The 15,594-nt window shown below is 65.3% G+C and carries 14 protein-coding genes; 9 read left to right on the top strand and 5 right to left on the bottom strand.

Going from position 1 to position 15,594, the window contains the following annotated elements:
- Genes ACZ5YA_RS06010 through ACZ5YA_RS06000 form a run of 3 tightly spaced genes read left to right on the top strand, consistent with a single transcriptional unit; the run spans window position 1 to window position 2,405 of the window.
- Window positions 1-990, top strand: coding sequence for a branched-chain amino acid ABC transporter permease (locus ACZ5YA_RS06010; protein ID WP_118932040.1), 990 nt, complete (start codon window positions 1-3; stop codon window positions 988-990).
- Entirely contained in the window at window positions 971-1,693 is a 723-nt protein-coding gene (locus tag ACZ5YA_RS06005) for an ABC transporter ATP-binding protein (protein ID WP_306632595.1), read from the top strand. Before ACZ5YA_RS06010 ends, ACZ5YA_RS06005 begins: the two co-directional genes overlap by 20 nt.
- A gap of 4 nt (window positions 1,694-1,697) precedes the next feature.
- Window positions 1,698-2,405 (top strand): ABC transporter ATP-binding protein, encoded by a 708-nt coding sequence (locus tag ACZ5YA_RS06000; protein ID WP_059375749.1) that lies wholly within the window; start codon window positions 1,698-1,700, stop codon window positions 2,403-2,405.
- A 57-nt stretch (window positions 2,406-2,462) separates the two neighbouring features.
- On the opposite strand, the gene ACZ5YA_RS05995 is transcribed toward ACZ5YA_RS06000, so the two are convergent.
- The 4 genes from ACZ5YA_RS05995 to ACZ5YA_RS05980 form a co-directional block, all read right to left on the bottom strand.
- On the bottom strand, window positions 2,463-3,533 hold the full coding sequence (locus ACZ5YA_RS05995; RefSeq protein ID WP_059375752.1) for a porin: 1,071 nt from the start codon (window positions 3,531-3,533) through the stop codon (window positions 2,463-2,465).
- A 326-nt stretch (window positions 3,534-3,859) separates the two neighbouring features.
- Entirely contained in the window at window positions 3,860-5,161 is a 1,302-nt protein-coding gene (locus ACZ5YA_RS05990; protein ID WP_059375756.1) for a TRAP transporter large permease, read from the bottom strand.
- Entirely contained in the window at window positions 5,154-5,654 is a 501-nt protein-coding gene (locus ACZ5YA_RS05985; protein WP_013394009.1) for a TRAP transporter small permease, read from the bottom strand. The genes ACZ5YA_RS05990 and ACZ5YA_RS05985 overlap by 8 nt, the downstream gene beginning before the upstream one ends.
- Window positions 5,655-5,661: 7 nt before the next feature.
- Window positions 5,662-6,636 carry a TRAP transporter substrate-binding protein gene (locus tag ACZ5YA_RS05980; RefSeq protein WP_059375768.1) on the bottom strand — a complete coding sequence of 325 codons (975 nt, stop codon included), beginning with the start codon at window positions 6,634-6,636 and terminating at the stop codon, window positions 5,662-5,664.
- Window positions 6,637-6,906: 270 nt separating this feature from the next.
- On the opposite strand from ACZ5YA_RS05980, the gene nudC reads away from it, so the two are divergent.
- The 3 genes from nudC to ACZ5YA_RS05965 all read left to right on the top strand — a co-directional run bounded on the left by nudC (window position 6,907) and on the right by ACZ5YA_RS05965 (window position 12,009).
- Window positions 6,907-7,677, top strand: coding sequence for an NAD(+) diphosphatase (gene nudC / locus ACZ5YA_RS05975; protein WP_118932038.1), 771 nt, complete (start codon window positions 6,907-6,909; stop codon window positions 7,675-7,677).
- Between the two features lie 138 nt (window positions 7,678-7,815).
- The gene (locus ACZ5YA_RS05970) at window positions 7,816-8,325 is read left to right on the top strand and encodes a winged helix DNA-binding protein (RefSeq protein ID WP_059375770.1); all 510 of its coding nucleotides are present in this window, start codon (window positions 7,816-7,818) and stop codon (window positions 8,323-8,325) included.
- A gap of 60 nt (window positions 8,326-8,385) precedes the next feature.
- On the top strand, window positions 8,386-12,009 hold the full coding sequence (locus ACZ5YA_RS05965; protein WP_464092192.1) for a hydantoinase B/oxoprolinase family protein: 3,624 nt from the start codon (window positions 8,386-8,388) through the stop codon (window positions 12,007-12,009).
- A 73-nt stretch (window positions 12,010-12,082) separates the two neighbouring features.
- Here the strand turns inward: ACZ5YA_RS05965 and ACZ5YA_RS05960 are convergent, their stop codons facing one another.
- On the bottom strand, window positions 12,083-13,117 hold the full coding sequence (locus ACZ5YA_RS05960) for a C45 family autoproteolytic acyltransferase/hydolase (protein WP_280016143.1): 1,035 nt from the start codon (window positions 13,115-13,117) through the stop codon (window positions 12,083-12,085).
- Between the two features lie 167 nt (window positions 13,118-13,284).
- On the opposite strand from ACZ5YA_RS05960, the gene glnH reads away from it, so the two are divergent.
- The 3 genes from glnH to glnQ all read left to right on the top strand — a co-directional run bounded on the left by glnH (window position 13,285) and on the right by glnQ (window position 15,562).
- Window positions 13,285-14,037, top strand: coding sequence for a glutamine ABC transporter substrate-binding protein GlnH (gene glnH, locus ACZ5YA_RS05955; RefSeq protein ID WP_054454063.1), 753 nt, complete (start codon window positions 13,285-13,287; stop codon window positions 14,035-14,037).
- A gap of 143 nt (window positions 14,038-14,180) precedes the next feature.
- The gene (glnP, locus tag ACZ5YA_RS05950) at window positions 14,181-14,837 is read left to right on the top strand and encodes a glutamine ABC transporter permease GlnP (RefSeq protein WP_054454065.1); all 657 of its coding nucleotides are present in this window, start codon (window positions 14,181-14,183) and stop codon (window positions 14,835-14,837) included.
- The gene (gene glnQ, locus ACZ5YA_RS05945) at window positions 14,834-15,562 is read left to right on the top strand and encodes a glutamine ABC transporter ATP-binding protein GlnQ (protein ID WP_059375777.1); all 729 of its coding nucleotides are present in this window, start codon (window positions 14,834-14,836) and stop codon (window positions 15,560-15,562) included. The genes glnP and glnQ overlap by 4 nt, the downstream gene beginning before the upstream one ends.
- Window positions 15,563-15,594 lie beyond the last annotated feature (32 nt).

The following is a 15,594-nucleotide window of genomic DNA, read 5'->3' as shown; positions in this document are numbered from 1 at the left end:
ATGAACAAGACAGACAAGATCGATACCGTGTCCGCCGGCGTGCCCAAATGGCCGGTCCTGGCCGCTGCCGTCGCGGCCATCCTGATGGCCCTGGTGCCGCTGGTGGTGAAGGATGCCTTCACCCTGCAGGTGCTGCTGCTGGCCATCATGTTCGGCGCGCTGGGCGCCTGCTGGAACCTGGTGGGCGGCTTCCTCGGGCGGATCTCCTTCGGCCATAGCGTGTTCGTGGGGGTAGGGGGCTACACCACCTTGCTGCTGCTGCACCATCTGAAGCTCACGCCGCTTTTGGGCATCCCGCTGGGCGGGGTGATCAGCGCCGCGCTGGCGTGGCTGGTGGGCGGACCCACCCTGCGGCTGTCCGGCCATTACTTCGCCATGGCCACCATCGCGCTGCTGCAGATCGGCCTGCTGCTGATGATCAACTGGGAATGGGCGGGCGGCGCGGTCGGCCTGGAGGCGCCCATCGGCGACGCCGCCTGGATGCTGCTGTTCCGCAGCAAGGTGCCGTACTACTGGATCGCGGTGGGGCTGGCCTTCCTGACCTTTTGCGCCACCTTCTTCCTGGTGCATTCCAAGACCGGCTTCTACTGGCGTGCCATCAACGGCGACGAGGCGGCCTCGCGCAGCCTGGGCGTGCCCGCGGACCGCTACAAGATGCTGGCATTCGTGATGTCGGCGGGCATGACCGGCGTATGGGGCGGCTTCTTTGCCATGTACGTGGGCTTCATCGACCCGGAATCCATGTTCAACCTGACGATGTCGGTGCAGGTCGTGCTGGTGACCATCCTGGGCGGGGTCGGCACGCTGATCGGCCCGTGGCTGGGCGCGGCGGTGCTGCTGCCGCTGTCCGAGGGCACGCGCGTGTTGTGGGGCAGTTCGGGCCTGGGCCTGGATCTGCTGATTTTCGGCCTGGCCATCTTGCTGGTCACGCTGTTCCTGCCGGGTGGGCTGGTGACATTGAGGAGGCGCCGTGGCTCTGCTGGACGTTAAGAACCTGACCAAGCAATTCGGCGGGCTGGTCGCGAACAAGGACATCTCGCTGTCGGTCGAGGCGGGCGAGATCGTCGCCATCATCGGCCCGAACGGAGCGGGCAAGAGCACCTTGTTCAACGGCCTGGTCGGGCATCATGAGCCCACCTCCGGCTCGGTGACTTTCGACGGCCAGTCGATGATAGGCCGGCGGCCCGAACAGGTGGCCGCCATGGGTCTGGTGCGCACTTACCAGATCCCGCGCAGCTTCGGGCAGATGACGGTGCTGGAGAACGCCATGGTCGGGGCGCTGCTGCGCCATCCGCGCCTGCAGGACGCGCGCCGCGAATCGGCCCGCGTGCTGGAACTGGTGGGCCTGGCCGAACGCGCCGACGTCAGGGCGGCCGAGCTCAATGTGGCGGGACAGAAGCGGGTCGAACTGGCCCGGGCGCTGGCCACCGAGCCGCGCATGCTGCTGCTGGACGAAGTGGCGGGCGGACTGAACCCGGCCGAGGCCATCGCCCTGGCCGAGATCCTGCGCGGCATCCACGCGTCGGGCGTCACGCTCATCATCGTGGAGCATGTGCTGGAGGTGGTCATGCGGCTGGCGCACCGGGTGCTGGTGTTGAACTTCGGCCAGATGATCGCCGAGGGGGCGCCGCAGGAAATCGTGCGCAATCCGGCCGTGATCGAAGCCTATCTGGGGAGAAAGCACCGTGCCTGATGCGATGCTGAAAGTGGAAGACCTGAGCGTGGCCTACGGCGGCGTGCAGGCGGTGCGCGGCCTGTCGCTGGAGGTCAGGCCGGGCGAGATCGCTGCGCTGCTGGGCGCCAACGGCGCGGGCAAGTCCAGCACCCTGATGGCGATCGTCGGCTCCGTCAAGCCCAAGAGCGGCCGGGTGATTTTCGAAGGCCGGGATATCACCGGCACGCCGCCGGACAGGCTGGTGACGCAGGGTATCTCGATGATTCCCGAAGGCGCCCGCGTATTCGCGCGCCAGCCCGTGGAACAGAATCTGCGCCTGGGCGCGTACACCGTGCGCGATGAGCGCGTGTACGGGGAACGCCTGGAGCGCGTCTACACCCTGTTCCCGCGCCTGAAGGAACGTCGCACGCAGTTGGCCGGAACCATGTCGGGCGGCGAGCGCCAGATGCTGGCCATCGGCCGGGCGCTGATGAGCGGACCGCGTCTGCTCTTGATCGACGAGCCCAGCCTGGGCCTGTCGCCCTTGCTGGTGGAACAGGTATTCGACGCGCTGGCGGCCTTGAACCGCGATGACGGCCTGTCGGTCTTGTTGGTGGAGCAGAATATGGCCCAGGCGCTGGAAGTCGCGGCGCGCGCCTACGTGATGCAAAGCGGCAGGGTGGCGCTGTCGGGCGAAGCGGCGGAGCTGGCAGCCTCGGACGAGGTGCGCAAGGCCTATCTGGGGATGTAAGGAAGGGAGCGTGACGAAACCGCGCCGGACGCGCAAGGCGTCCGGCGCGGACAGTCATCAGAAGATGTGGCGGAAGCCCACTGCGGCGCCGAGCTGGCTGCTCTTGCCGGCGATTTCGCCGCTGGCGGCGTCGTTGACCTTGTTCCAGTCGACCGTGCCGTAGATCTGCGAGCGCTTGGACAGCGAGTACTCGGCCACGGCGACCAGCGCGTAGCGCTTGCCCTTGTCGCCGTCTTCGACCACGTTCTTGCTCTGGTCGTAGTAGGCGGCGCCGGTGATGGCCCAGCGCGGCGTGGCCTGCCAGGTGGCGCCGGCGAAGTAGCCATTGTCCTTGCGGTCCAGGCCGGGCGCCTGGTTGCCGCCCATCACGGCGTTGACCCAGCCGGTTTCGTCGCGGCCGTTGTAGTAGCCGGCGAAGACCTTGGCGCCGTCGAACTGATACGAGGCGTTCAGGTTCCAGACGCGCTGGCGCAGATCGGAATCCGTGCCATCGTAGGTCTGCTGGTAGGCCGCGCCCAGGCCCAGCTTGCCGACGGTGTAGCGCAGGCTGGCGCCGTACTGCTGGCCGGCCTTGTGGTCCTTGTAGTCGTCGCCGTTGGCCCAGGACAGCACGAACGCCAGGTCTCCAATGGTGTTGGAGTACTTGGTCATGTTGTTGGTGCGCACGCGCGACATGGCGGCGGGCAGCCAGGCGTTCTGGTCGTAGTTGCCGACGGTCAGCGGGTCGAAGTAGTCGGCCAGCAGGTCGAACATCGGGGTGTTCTGCAGACCCAGGGTCAGCGCGCCGATGTTGCCGCCGTCCAGGCCGATGTAGGCCAGGCGGCTGAAGGTCTTGGACGGATCCGAGCCGCGGCCGTTCTGCATGTTGAAGCCGTTTTCCAGGCGGAAGAAGGCGCGGTTGCCGTCGCCCAGGTCTTCGGAGCCGCGCAGGCCCCAACGGCTGTTGGATATGGCGCCGTTCTCCATCGACACGCGGCTGCCGTCTTGACCGACGCTGCCGGCGCTGGTGCTCAGGTAGCGGATGCTGACGTCGGCGATGCCGTACAGGGTGACGCTGGTTTCGGCGTGGGCCGCGCCGGCGGCCAGGCCCAGGCTTGCAAGGGCGAGGGATAGGGGAATGCGTTTCATGCTGGGGGCTCCTCCTGGGTAGCGCTATTTATTAGTGGCGCCGGGCTTTTGGCCCGGCTGTTCGCGCCTGGCGGATCGTCAGGCGCTGGGCCGTCGCACCGACGCTTACGGTAAGCGCGGGTCCGGGCGATAGCCGCATATGCACATATACGCCGTAATGTTGCAACGTAGCAGCGCCAGGGAATTCTAGAAAAACTGGGGCGTGAGCGGCACCTGTTGTTTTTTGGAGTTTTCCCTGGTTTACAACACGAAAAAACAGGGGGAGGCGAGACCGGAGGCCAAAAAAAACCCCGTTTCAGAAACGGGGTTTTCATGTCAGCGCCGCGCTACAGCGTCATGTGCAGCGGCAGCCACGTCGCTATGCCAGGCACGGCATAGAGCAGCAGCACCGCCAGGATCATCAGGAAGAACATCGGCAGCGAGGCGCGCGCGATGTAGGGCAGTTCCCTGCCGCTCATGCCGGACAGAACGAACAGGTTGAACCCCACGGGCGGCGTGATTTGTGCCATTTCCACAACGAACACGATGAAGATGCCGAACCAGATCAGATCGATGCCGGCGGCCTGCACGGTGGGCAACAGCACGCCCATGGTCAGCACGACAATGGAGATGCCGTCCAGGAAGCAGCCCAGGACGATGAAGAACACCATCAGCGCCATGATGAGCCCGAACTGCGACAGGCCCAGCCCCCCGATCCATTCAGCCAGCGCGCGCGGCAGGCCGATATAGCCCATGGCCAGGGTCAGGAACTGCGCGCCCGCCAGGATCAGCGCAATCATGCAGTACAGCCGGGTGGCGCCCAGCAGCGATTGCATGAAGGCGGAGCGGTTCAGCGATCCCTGCAGCGCAGACAGGATCAGCGCGCCCACCACGCCGACCGCCGCCGCTTCCGTGGCGGTGGCGATGCCGGTGTAGATGGAACCCAGCACCGCGCCGATCAGCAGCATCACCGGGATCAGATGGCGCGACCGCGACAGCTTTTCCAGCAGCGACAGGCCGGGGTCGGCCGCCGGCACCTGGCCGGGATTGCGGATCGCCCACCAGGCGATGTAGCCCATGAACAGCAGGGCCAGCAGGATGCCCGGCACGATGCCCGCGATGAACAGCTTGGCGATGGACACGTCCGCCGCCACGCCGTACACGATCATGATGATGGACGGCGGGATCAGCAGGCCCAGCGTGCCGGCGCCCGACAGCGTACCCAGGATCTTGTCCTCGGGATAGCCGCGGCGCGTCAGTTCCGGGATGGTCATCTTGCCGACCGTGGCGCAGGTCGCCGCGGACGAGCCCGAGACCGCCGCGAAGATGGCGCAGCCGATCACGTTGGTGTGCAGCAGCCGCCCGGGCAGGCGGTTGAGCCAGGGGGCGAGCCCCTTGAACAGGTCTTCGGACAGCCGCGTGCGGAACAGGATTTCGCCCATCCACAGGAAAAGCGGCAGGGCGGTCAGCGTCCAGCTGGAGGACGCGCCCCAGATGGTGACGGCCATGGCATCGCCCGCGGGCCGGCTGGAGAAGATCTCCATGCCGATCCAGGCGGTCCCCGCCAGGGTCAGGCCGACCCAGACCCCGCAGCCCAGGAGCGCGAAGATCGAGACGACCAATAGGGTGATGACGAGTAGTTCATTCATGGGTTTGCTGCGAAGTGGCGGCGGACAGGCCGCGTGAGCGTCGGATCAGCTCGTCGATCAGGGCGACCAGGAACAGCACCGTGCCCACGGCCATGCTGAGTTGCGGTATCCAGAGCGGCGTCGCGTCGTTGGACGTGGAGATGTCGTTGAACTGCCAGGAGTCGTAGGTCAGCTTGACGCTGAAGAACGCGAAGGCGGACGCGAGCAGGCAGCCGACCGCCAGGGCGAAGATATCCAGCTTGCGGCCTGCGGCGGGCTTGAGCGAATTGAGCAGCAGCGTCACGCGGATGTGTTCGCCGTGCTTGAACGTACTGGCAAGGGCGAGGAACCCGGCGGCGGCCATGAAATACCCGGCATAGGCGTCCGTGCCGGGTATGTTCATGCTGAGCTGGCGCGCGATGATCGCGGCCAGCACCGACACCAGGACGCCGATCGTGCACAGGCCGGCCAGCAGGCCGGCCGCGCCGTAAAGACCATCTAGAAAGCGGCGCATGGAAATATCACTGCTTCTTGTAGGCGTCGATCATGGCCTGGCCATCGGCGCCAGCCTTCTTCAGCCAGTCGTCCAGCATGCGCTTGCCGATCACGGACAGGCCTTCCTTCAGCTCGACCGTGGGCTGGATGGTTTCCATGCCGTTCTTGGCCAGTTCCGCCTGATACCACTTGTTCTTTTCCTGCGACAGCTTCCAGCCGCGCTCTTCGGCTTGCGCGCCGGCCTTCTTCAAGGCGGCCTGGGTTGCGGGGTCAAGCGCGTCGAACGCCTTCTTGTTGACGATGATGGCGTTCTTCGGCAGCCAGGCCTGGGTGTCGTAGAACTTCTTGATGTACTCGTAGGTCTTGGTGTCGTAGCCGGTGGAGGCCGAGGACATATAGGAATCGATCACGCCGGTGGCCATGGCCTGGGCCAGTTCAGCCTGCTGCACGGTAACGGGCTGCGCGCCGACCAGTTCGGCGATCTTGGCCGTCACCGGGCTGTAGGCGCGCCACTTCAGGCCCTTCATGTCGCTGATCTGCTTGATGTCCTTGTTGGCGAAGATGCCCTGAGGCGGCCAGGCCACCGCGTACAGCAGCGTCATGCCGTGCGCGTTGAGCTTCTTTTCGAGGAAGGGCTTCTGCGCTTGATAGAGTTTGAACGACGCGTCATAGCCGGTGGCCAGGAAGGGCAGGCCGTCCAGTTCGTAGATCGGATCTTCGTTCGCAAAGTTGGTCAGCAGGATCTCGCCGATCTGCGCCTGGTTGCCCTGCACCGCGCGCTTGATCTCGGGCGCTTTGTACAGCGAGGCGTTGTTGTGCAGCGTGATCTTCAGCTTGCCTTCGGACAGCGTGTCGACGTCCTTGACGAAGGTGGTCAGGTTTTCAACGTGGAAGTTGCTGGCCGGATAGGCGGTGGGCAGATCCCATTTCGTTTGAGCCTGGGCGCCGGCGCTGAACGCCAGGACGATGCTGCCTGCCAACAGGGAAATCTTCTTGTGCATGGGGTGGTCCTTCTTTGCGAATGGTGAAGCCGGGTTGTGCCCGATAGGCATTGCGAAAAAGAGAGCGCTGCGGCGATGACGCGCAGCTGAAAAGCCGTGCCATTCTATGTTGCTATGCGGCGGCGGGGCGCGCGAAATCGCGTCTTTACGGGTTATTCCTAACAGGCGTGCGCAGCGTCGATCATTGAGGGTTCAATCTTTGCGCAAACGCATTGCGGCAGCCGTTTTTCTTCTAACATTGCGTATCGAATGCATGGTGCCGAGGCGTGTGTGAATTTCGTTTTCCGTCGTGATGAGTTGCTGGTTGAAGAGACGTCCGCCGTATTGCCGGACACCGCCTTGTGTGTGCAGATAGGCGTGGCGGCCGCGGCCTTGCAGCCGATCTGGGCCATGCCCGGCTCGCCCTGCCGCACGGTGCATGTCGAACCTGGCGTGGAACCGCCGCAGGGCTACGCCTTCAGGAAGCTGCGTTCGCTCTTTGGCGTGCTGGATGACGAGCGCATGGCGCTGGCCGGACGCGCCTACCAGATCGCCGAATGGGCGCGCACGCACCGGTTCTGCGGCGTCTGTGGTACGCCGGCAGAGCGGGTGCCCACCGAATTCTGTCTGCGTTGCCCGTCCTGCGGCTTCTCGGCCTACCCGCGCATTTCGCCCGCCATGATGGTGCTGATCCGCAAGGGCGACAGCATCCTGCTGGCGCGCCACACCACCACCGCGACCTCGCGCTATACCGCGTTGGCCGGTTTCGTCGAGCCCGGCGAAAGCATCGAACAGACCATCCACCGCGAGGTCCATGAGGAGGTCGGCCTGAAGGTCGGCAACCTGCAGTATTTCGGCAGCCAGTCCTGGCCGTTTCCGCATTCGCTCATGGTCGCGTTCACGGCGGACTACGTGTCCGGCGACATACGCGTGCAGGAAGACGAGATCGCCGATGCGCGCTGGTTCGGTCCGGGCGATCCCATGCCCGAGATCGCGCCGCGGATTTCCATCGCGGGATGGTTGATCCGGGCGAACCTGCCCATGGGCTGGTCGGCGCCTTAAAACCGTCGTTTCGCTTGCAGTCTCCTAGGGGTATTCCCTCGAAAGAGGGAATTTTTGGCGTCCCGTCCGCGTTTTTTATTGATGAAATATAGATAAATTATTAGTATTTCGCTCATATAAACTCGGCTTGCGTCTTCCATGACCCCCACTTTGATTGCATCGTCGGCCCATTTGGCCGGCGGCAGCGCGCCTGATCTTTCCGAAGTGGAATTCGGTCTGATGATCGCCAGCCATGCCTTCGACCGCTGGACCGTGCGCTGCATGGCGGCGGCCGGGCTGCCCGATCTGACGCCCACCGACGTGATGGTCTTTCATCATGTCTATCACCGTGAGCGCCCCAAAAAGCTGGCCGACATCTGCTTTACGCTGAATGTCGAGGACACGCACATCGTCAGCTACGCGCTTAAGAAGCTGGACCGCCTGGGCGTGGTCAAGGGCGAGCGCAGCAGCAAGGAAGTCTTTTACAGCGTGACCCCGGAAGGCGCGGCCATACTCAAGCGCTATGCCGAGGTCCGCGAACAATGCCTGACCGCCGGCCTGGACGCGCCGGGCGGGGGCGGGCTGGACTACAGCCGCCAACTGGCGCATACGCTGCGCGCGTTGTCCGGCCTGTACGACCAGGCGGCCCGCGCGGCGACCTCTCTCTGATTCCGTTTACCCGTGCGCGGCCGCAGGCGCCGCGGCGACCCTTTGTTTGCAAGGACAGCTATGAAGTGGCAATTCTGGATTGACCGTGGGGGTACCTTTACCGACATCGTGGCGCGGCGCCCCGATGGCACGACCACCACGGCCAAGATGCTCTCGGAGAACCCCGAGCAGTATCGCGACGCGGCCGTGGCAGGCATCCGCAAGCTGCTGGGCATCGCGCCCGGCCAGCCCGTGCCCGCCGATCAGGTCGAGTGCGTGAAGATGGGTACTACCGTTGCCACCAACGCCTTGCTGGAACGCAAGGGCGAGCGCACCTTGCTGGTGACGACCCGGGGTTTCCGCGACGGCCTGCGCATTGCCTACCAGAACCGTCCGCGCCTGTTCGACCGCAATGTCGTCCTGCCCGAGATGCTCTACGAGTCCGTGGTGGAAGCGGACGAGCGCGTGGCCGCCGACGGCGAGGTGATCCGCGAGCTGGATCAGGAAGCGCTGCGCGCGGCCATGCAGGCCGCTTACGACAGCGGCATCCGCGCCGTGGCCATCGTCTTCATGCACGCCTGGCATGCGCCCGAGCACGAGCGCATCGCGGCCCGCATCGCGCGTGAAGTGGGCTTCCCGCAGGTGTCGGCCTCGCACGAGGTCAGCCCGCTGATCAAGTTCGTGTCGCGTGGCGACACCACGGTAGTGGACGCCTATCTGTCGCCCATCCTGAAGCGCTATGTCGACCAGGTGGCCGGCGAACTGCCGGGCATCCGCCTCATGTTCATGCAATCCAGCGGCGGCTTGACCGACGCGCACCGTTTCCGCGGCAAGGACGCCATCCTGTCGGGTCCTGCCGGCGGCATCGTCGGCATGGTGCGCACCAGCGAGATCGCGGGCTTTCCCAAGGTCATCGGCTTCGACATGGGCGGGACCTCCACCGACGTGTCGCATTACGCGGGCGAATTCGAACGCGAGTTCGAGACCCAGGTGGCCGGCGTGCGCATGCGCGCGCCCATGATGAGCATCCACACCGTGGCGGCGGGCGGCGGCTCGATCCTGCATTTCGACGGCGCGCGTCTGCGCGTGGGCCCCGATTCGGCCGGGGCCAACCCGGGTCCCGCCTGCTACCGCCGCGGCGGCCCGCTGGCGGTGACGGACTGCAACGTCCTTCTGGGCAAGATCCAGCCCGACTTTTTCCCCAAGGTCTTCGGTCCCGAAGCCAATGAACCGCTGGACCGCGAGGCGGTCGTGGCGCGCTTTACGGCCATGTCCGACGAAGTGCGTGCCGCCACCGGCCGCGAAATGAGTCCCGAACAGCTGGCCGAAGGCTTCCTGGAAATCGCCGTGGGCAACATGGCCGAAGCCATCAAGCGCATCTCGGTGCAGCGCGGCCATGACGTGACCGAGTACGCGCTGACCGTGTTCGGCGGCGCGGGTGGGCAGCACGCCTGCCTGGTGGCCGATGCGCTGGGCATGACCACGGTGTTCGCGCACCCGCTGGGTGGCGTGCTGTCGGCCTACGGCATGGGCCTGGCCGACCAGACCGACATGCGCCAGAAGACGGTCGAGAAGGTGCTCGATGCCGAACTGATGCAGGCGTTGAAGGGCGACCTCGACGAGCTGGCTGGCCAGGCGGTGGGCGAACTGCGCCGCCAGCATGTCGCCGAAAGCGACATCAGCGTGCAACGCCGCCTGCACCTGAAGTACCGCGGCACGGATACCTCGCTGGAAGTGGCGTACACCGACCTGGAACAGGCGCGCAAGGAATTCGAAGCGGCCTACCGCCTGCGCTATTCCTTCCTCATGCCCAACCGCGAACTGGTGGTGGAAACCATATCGGTCGAAGCCACGGGCGGCGGCGAACGCGTCGGCGAAGCCGCCAGCGCGCGCGTGCGCGACGGCGCGCTGGCTCCCAGCCGCGTCGTCAGCATGTACAGCGGCGGCGCCTGGCGCGATACGCCTCTGTACGTGCGCGAGGACATGGCGGGCGGCGACGTGGTGGCGGGACCCGCCATCATTTCCGAACCCAACCAGACCACGGTGGTCGAGGCCGGCTGGCAGGCCGAACTGACGGCGCAGGACCACTTCGTGATCCGTCGCGTGGAAGCGCGTCCGGAACGCCGCGCCATCGGCACGCAGGCCGATCCGGTCATGCTGGAGGTCTTCAACAACCTCTTCATGTCGATCGCCGAGCAGATGGGCTACCGCCTGCAGAACACGGCTTATTCGGTCAACATCAAGGAACGCCTGGACTTCTCCTGCGCGATCTTCGATGCGCAGGCCCGGCTGATCGCCAATGCCCCGCACATGCCGGTGCACCTGGGTTCCATGGGCGAATCGGTGCGCACGGTCATGCGCGCCAACGCCGGCAGCATGCAGCCTGGCGATGCCTATGTGGTCAACGATCCATATCACGGCGGCACGCACTTGCCCGACGTCACGGTCATCACGCCGGTGTTCGACCGAGAGGGGCGCGAGATCCTGTTTTACGTCGGTTCGCGCGGCCATCACGCCGACATTGGCGGCACCACGCCGGGTTCCATGCCGCCGGATTCCAAGACGGTGGAAGACGAGGGCGTGCTCTTTACCAACTTCCAGCTGGTGAAGAACGGCGAATTCCGCGAGGCCGCGGCGCGCGGCATCCTGGGCTCGGGCCGCTGGCCGGCGCGCAATCCGGACCAGAACATCGCCGATATGCACGCGCAGATTGCCGCCAATGAAAAGGGCGTGCAGGAGTTGCTGCGCATGTGCGACCACTTCGGCCTGGACGTGGTCCGCGCCTACATGGGACACGTGCAGGACAACGCCGAGGAAGCGGTGCGCCGCGTGATTTCGGTGTTGAAGGACGGCAGCTACGAGTACCCGCTGGACAACGGCGCGGTGATCCGCGTCGCCGTGAAGGTGGATACCGAGGCGCGCAGCGCCGTGGTGGATTTCACCGGCACGTCCAACCAGTTGGACAACAACTTCAACGCGCCGGGCGCCATCGCCGTGGCGGCGGTGCTGTACGTGTTCCGCACGCTGGTCAATGACGATATTCCGCTGAACGACGGCTGCCTCGTGCCGCTGTCCATCATCCTGCCGGAAGGCTCGATGCTGCGCCCGAATCCGCCGGCCTCGGTGGTAGCGGGCAACGTGGAAACGTCCATGTGCATCGTCAACGCGCTGTACGGCGCGCTGGGCGTGCTGGCCGCAAGCCAGGGCACGATGAACAACTTCACGTTCGGCAACGCGCGTCATCAGTACTACGAGACCATCTCGGGCGGCACGGGCGCGGGTCCGGTGCGCATCGACGCCGCGGGTCCCCGCGACGAAGGTTTCGCCGGCACCTCGCTGGTGCAGGCGCACATGACCAATTCGCGTCTGACGGACCCCGAAGTGCTGGAGTTCCGGTTCCCGGTGCGGTTGGAGTCCTACGAAATCCGCAAGGGCTCGGGCGGCGCCGGCCGCTATCCGGGCGGTGACGGCGGCGTGCGCCGCATCCGTTTCCTGGAGGACATGACGGCCGCCATCCTGTCGAACAACCGCCTGTATGCGCCGTTCGGCCTGGCGGGCGGGCAGCCCGGCGCCATGGGCCGCAACTCGGTCGAACGCGCCGACGGGTCGGTCCAGGAGCTGGGTCCGCAGGACAGCGCCCAGCTGCGTCCGGGCGATATCTTCGTCGTCGAAACGCCGGGAGGCGGGGGCTACGGGGCGGCGTAATCCGTCCGCACGGAAACAAAACGGCCGCGTCAGTGATGACGCGGCCGTTTTGTTGATGGGTCACGCGGCTATCTCACTCCGCATCCGACATGACGTCCAGCGCGATCTCCGCCTTGGCCTTCCGGTCGTATACCCGCAAGGTCACTTCGCTTTCCCCAATTTCAAAGACGGCCGTCGCCAGCGTGTTTTCGTCGTCCGGATCGTCCGGCGAGGTTCGCAGTATCGGCAGTTCGCCTTCGGTGTTATGCAAGGCGGCGAGCAGATCCGCGCTGGCGGTGGCGCTGGACCAGCCGTCCACGATGCCTTCGATGCGGTTTTGCCGTGCCCGCGACGAGTCGGTGACGATCTGCGCGATGCCCCCCATGTCGGCATGCACCATGTGATTGGCATGGCCGTAGCGCGTGCCGATTTCCAGGATGGAAACCTCGCCTGGCGCCACTTCCGCGCTAAGCAGGCGGGCGTCGCCGGCCGCGCCCAGCGTGTGGTGAAAGCCCCCGGAATGCGGCAGGTCGCGCATCAGGGCGAGCGCCTGGTCCAGCGTCGTGCAGTCGAGCACGGCGCGCGCCATCAGCATGCGCGGCACGCCCGGATGGCGCTGCCGGATGCGCAGGTTGTTGATGGTCTGCACCAGTCCGGCGCGATTGGCGCCGAAGGTATGGCCGGGCAGGGAGCCGGGATAGTAGAAGCTGAGGTAGCCGGGCGCGTCGTCCAGCGCCACGTCGACCAGATGGCAGCGCCCGCGCAGGTAGGGATCGCCGTCCTCGTTGTGCGCGATCCAGCGTGTGCCGTCGGCCGCTTTCAGCGCGACGGAGGTGCAGCCGTCGGTGGTGCTGTGCAGCAGGTCGCCGCGGCAGTTCCACAGCAGCACGTCCTCGATCGGCATGTGCAAGCCCTCGGCCATGCCTTCCAATTCTTCCCAGATCGCCGGCAGCGCGGTTTGCGCCTGCTGCGCCAACTCGTCCAGGAAGGCGTGGCCGCGCCATGGCCGCAGCGCGTCCCAGGTGCGGCTTTGGTCCAGGTAGGTCGCCATCAGGGGCCGCGCCAGCTTGCCCAGCGCGAGGCCGGTCTGACGCCGGTTTCCGGCAATGCGTACATGTTTGTAGGCCATGGGAATCCTCCGGGTGTCATGCGGATTGTAAATTTTCCGGCCGCTGCCGGGTGGGGACGTATGCGTTAAGATCGGCGGTAAGCCGTGCCGGAGACCCCGGCGCAGCCCAGGAATCATGCCCCTACAACAACCCCGGGGTGCCGACTGGTCCCCAAGAGGAGAGTTTCATGATCAAACGCAAAGTCGCCGCCGCACTGGTCGGCCTGTCCGTGGCCATGTTCGGCGCTGTCTCAGGCGCGCATGCCCAAGGCAAGGAATTGGTGGTGGCCACCGATACCGCTTTCGTGCCGTTCGAGTTCAAGCAGGGTAATACCTATGTGGGCTTCGACGTGGATCTGTGGGCGGCCATCGCCAAGGAACTCAACCTCAAGTACAAGCTGCAGCCGATGGACTTCGCGGGCATCATCCCGGGCCTGCAGACCAAGAACATCGATGCGGCGTTGGCCGGCATCACGATCCGCGATGACCGCAAGAAGGTCATCGACTTCTCCGATCCCTATTACGAAAGCGGCCTGGCCATCCTGGTCGGCGAAAAGAATACGGACATCAAGGACGCCAAGTCCCTGGCCGGCAAGACCGTCGCGGTCAAGACCGGCACCGCCACCGTGGACTTCCTGAAGGCACAGGTGCCGGACGCGAAGCTCAAGCTGTTCCCCAACATCGACAACGCCTATCTGGAACTGGCCACCGGCCGCGTGGACGCCGCAGTGCACGATACGCCCAATGTCCAGTACTACGCCAATACCGCAGGCAAGGGACGCGTGAAGGTGGTCGGCTCGGTCAAGAGCGGCGACTTCTACGGCATCGCCTTCCCCAAGGGCAGCGATCTGGTGCCGCAGGTTAACAAGGCGCTGGCCACGCTGAAGGCCAACGGCCAGTACGACGCCATCTATACCAAGTGGTTCGGCAAGAAGCCCTGAGCATCCGGGTCCGCATTGCATTCCGGGACCGCCCGGCATCGGCCTGCACCGGCTGATGCCGGACGCTACGCCGCAGTCGGGCGCAGGGTCCCGCGCCGCTCCCGCCGCGCTACGGCGCGGCGCCGCGCCATAGGGGGAATATCGTGGAGTTTGACTGGACTGTAATCAGGGACGCGCTACCCAATCTGCTCGAGGGTACGCTGATGACCATCAAGATCACGTTCTGGGGCTTGTTCGGCGGCTTTCTGCTGGGCGCGCTGTCCGGCGTGACACGGGCTTACGGGCATCCCATCCTGTCGGCCATCGCACAGGTCTACGTTGCGGTCATCCGCGGCACGCCCATCGTTGTGCAGGTGATGTTCATCTATTTCGCCTTGCCGCTGCTGGCGAACATCCGGGTGGACGCGGAGTGGGCGGCGATCGTCACGCTCATCATCAATTCCGGCGCCTACATTTCCGAGATCGTGCGCGGCGCGCTGTTGTCCGTGCACAAGGGCCTGAAGGAAGCCGGACAGGCCATGGGGCTGCCGTTCCACAAGATCCTCTTCCACATCATCGGGCCGGTGGCGTTCCGCCGCATGATTCCGCCGCTGGGCAACCAGTGCATCATCAGCCTCAAGGATTCCTCGCTCTTCATCGTGATCGGCGTGGCCGAGCTGACGCGGCAGGGCCAGGAAATCATGGCCAGCAACTTCCGCGCCGTCGAGATCTGGTCGGCGGTGGCGATCGTCTACCTGATCCTGACCGGCCTGATGGCGCTGGGCCTGCATCTGATTGAAAGAAGGATGCGCATACTATGAGCATGGTTGAATTCCACAACGTCACCAAGAACTTCGGCGAGTCCATGGTGCTCAACGGCATTTCGTTGAACATCGACGCGGGTGAGGTCGTGGTGGTGGTCGGCCCGTCGGGCTCCGGCAAATCCACCTTCCTGCGCTGCATCAACGTGCTGGAAACCATCAATGGCGGCGACTTGCTGGTGGACGGACTGAGCGTGAACGGCGGGGCCGCGCAAGTGCGCGAGATCCGGCGCGAGGCGGGCATGGTGTTCCAGCAGTTCAATCTGTTCCCGCAGATGACCGCGCTGGAAAACGTCATGTTCGGCCCGATCCACACGCGCGGCCAGAGCCGCGCCGAGGCGCGCGAACTGGCCGAAAGCCTGCTGGCCAAGGTCGGCTTGGCCGAGCGCATGAACCACTATCCGTCCGAGCTTTCAGGCGGCCAGCAGCAGCGTGTGGCGATCGCGCGGGCGCTGGCCATCAAACCCAAGCTGATGCTGTTCGACGAGCCGACCTCGGCGCTGGATCCGGAGCTGCGTCACGAAGTGCTCAAGGTCATGCGCGACCTGGCCGAAGAGGGCATGACCATGGTGGTGGTCACGCATGAAATGGAGTTTGCGCGCAAGGTGGGCAGCCGCCTGATCTTCATCGACGCCGGCAAGATCGCCCATGACGGGCCGCCAGGCGAATTGCTCAGCAATCCGCCCAGCCAGCGGCTCAAGGATTTTCTGCAGCACGTGACCTGAGGTGCGCAGTGCAGGGCTGGCGTTTCAGCCCT

The sequence above is a fragment of the Achromobacter sp. JCM 18799 genome, assembly GCF_055395645.1.
Note: the sequence above shows the minus strand (reverse complement) of the source record. Positions and strands in the feature narration are given on the sequence as shown.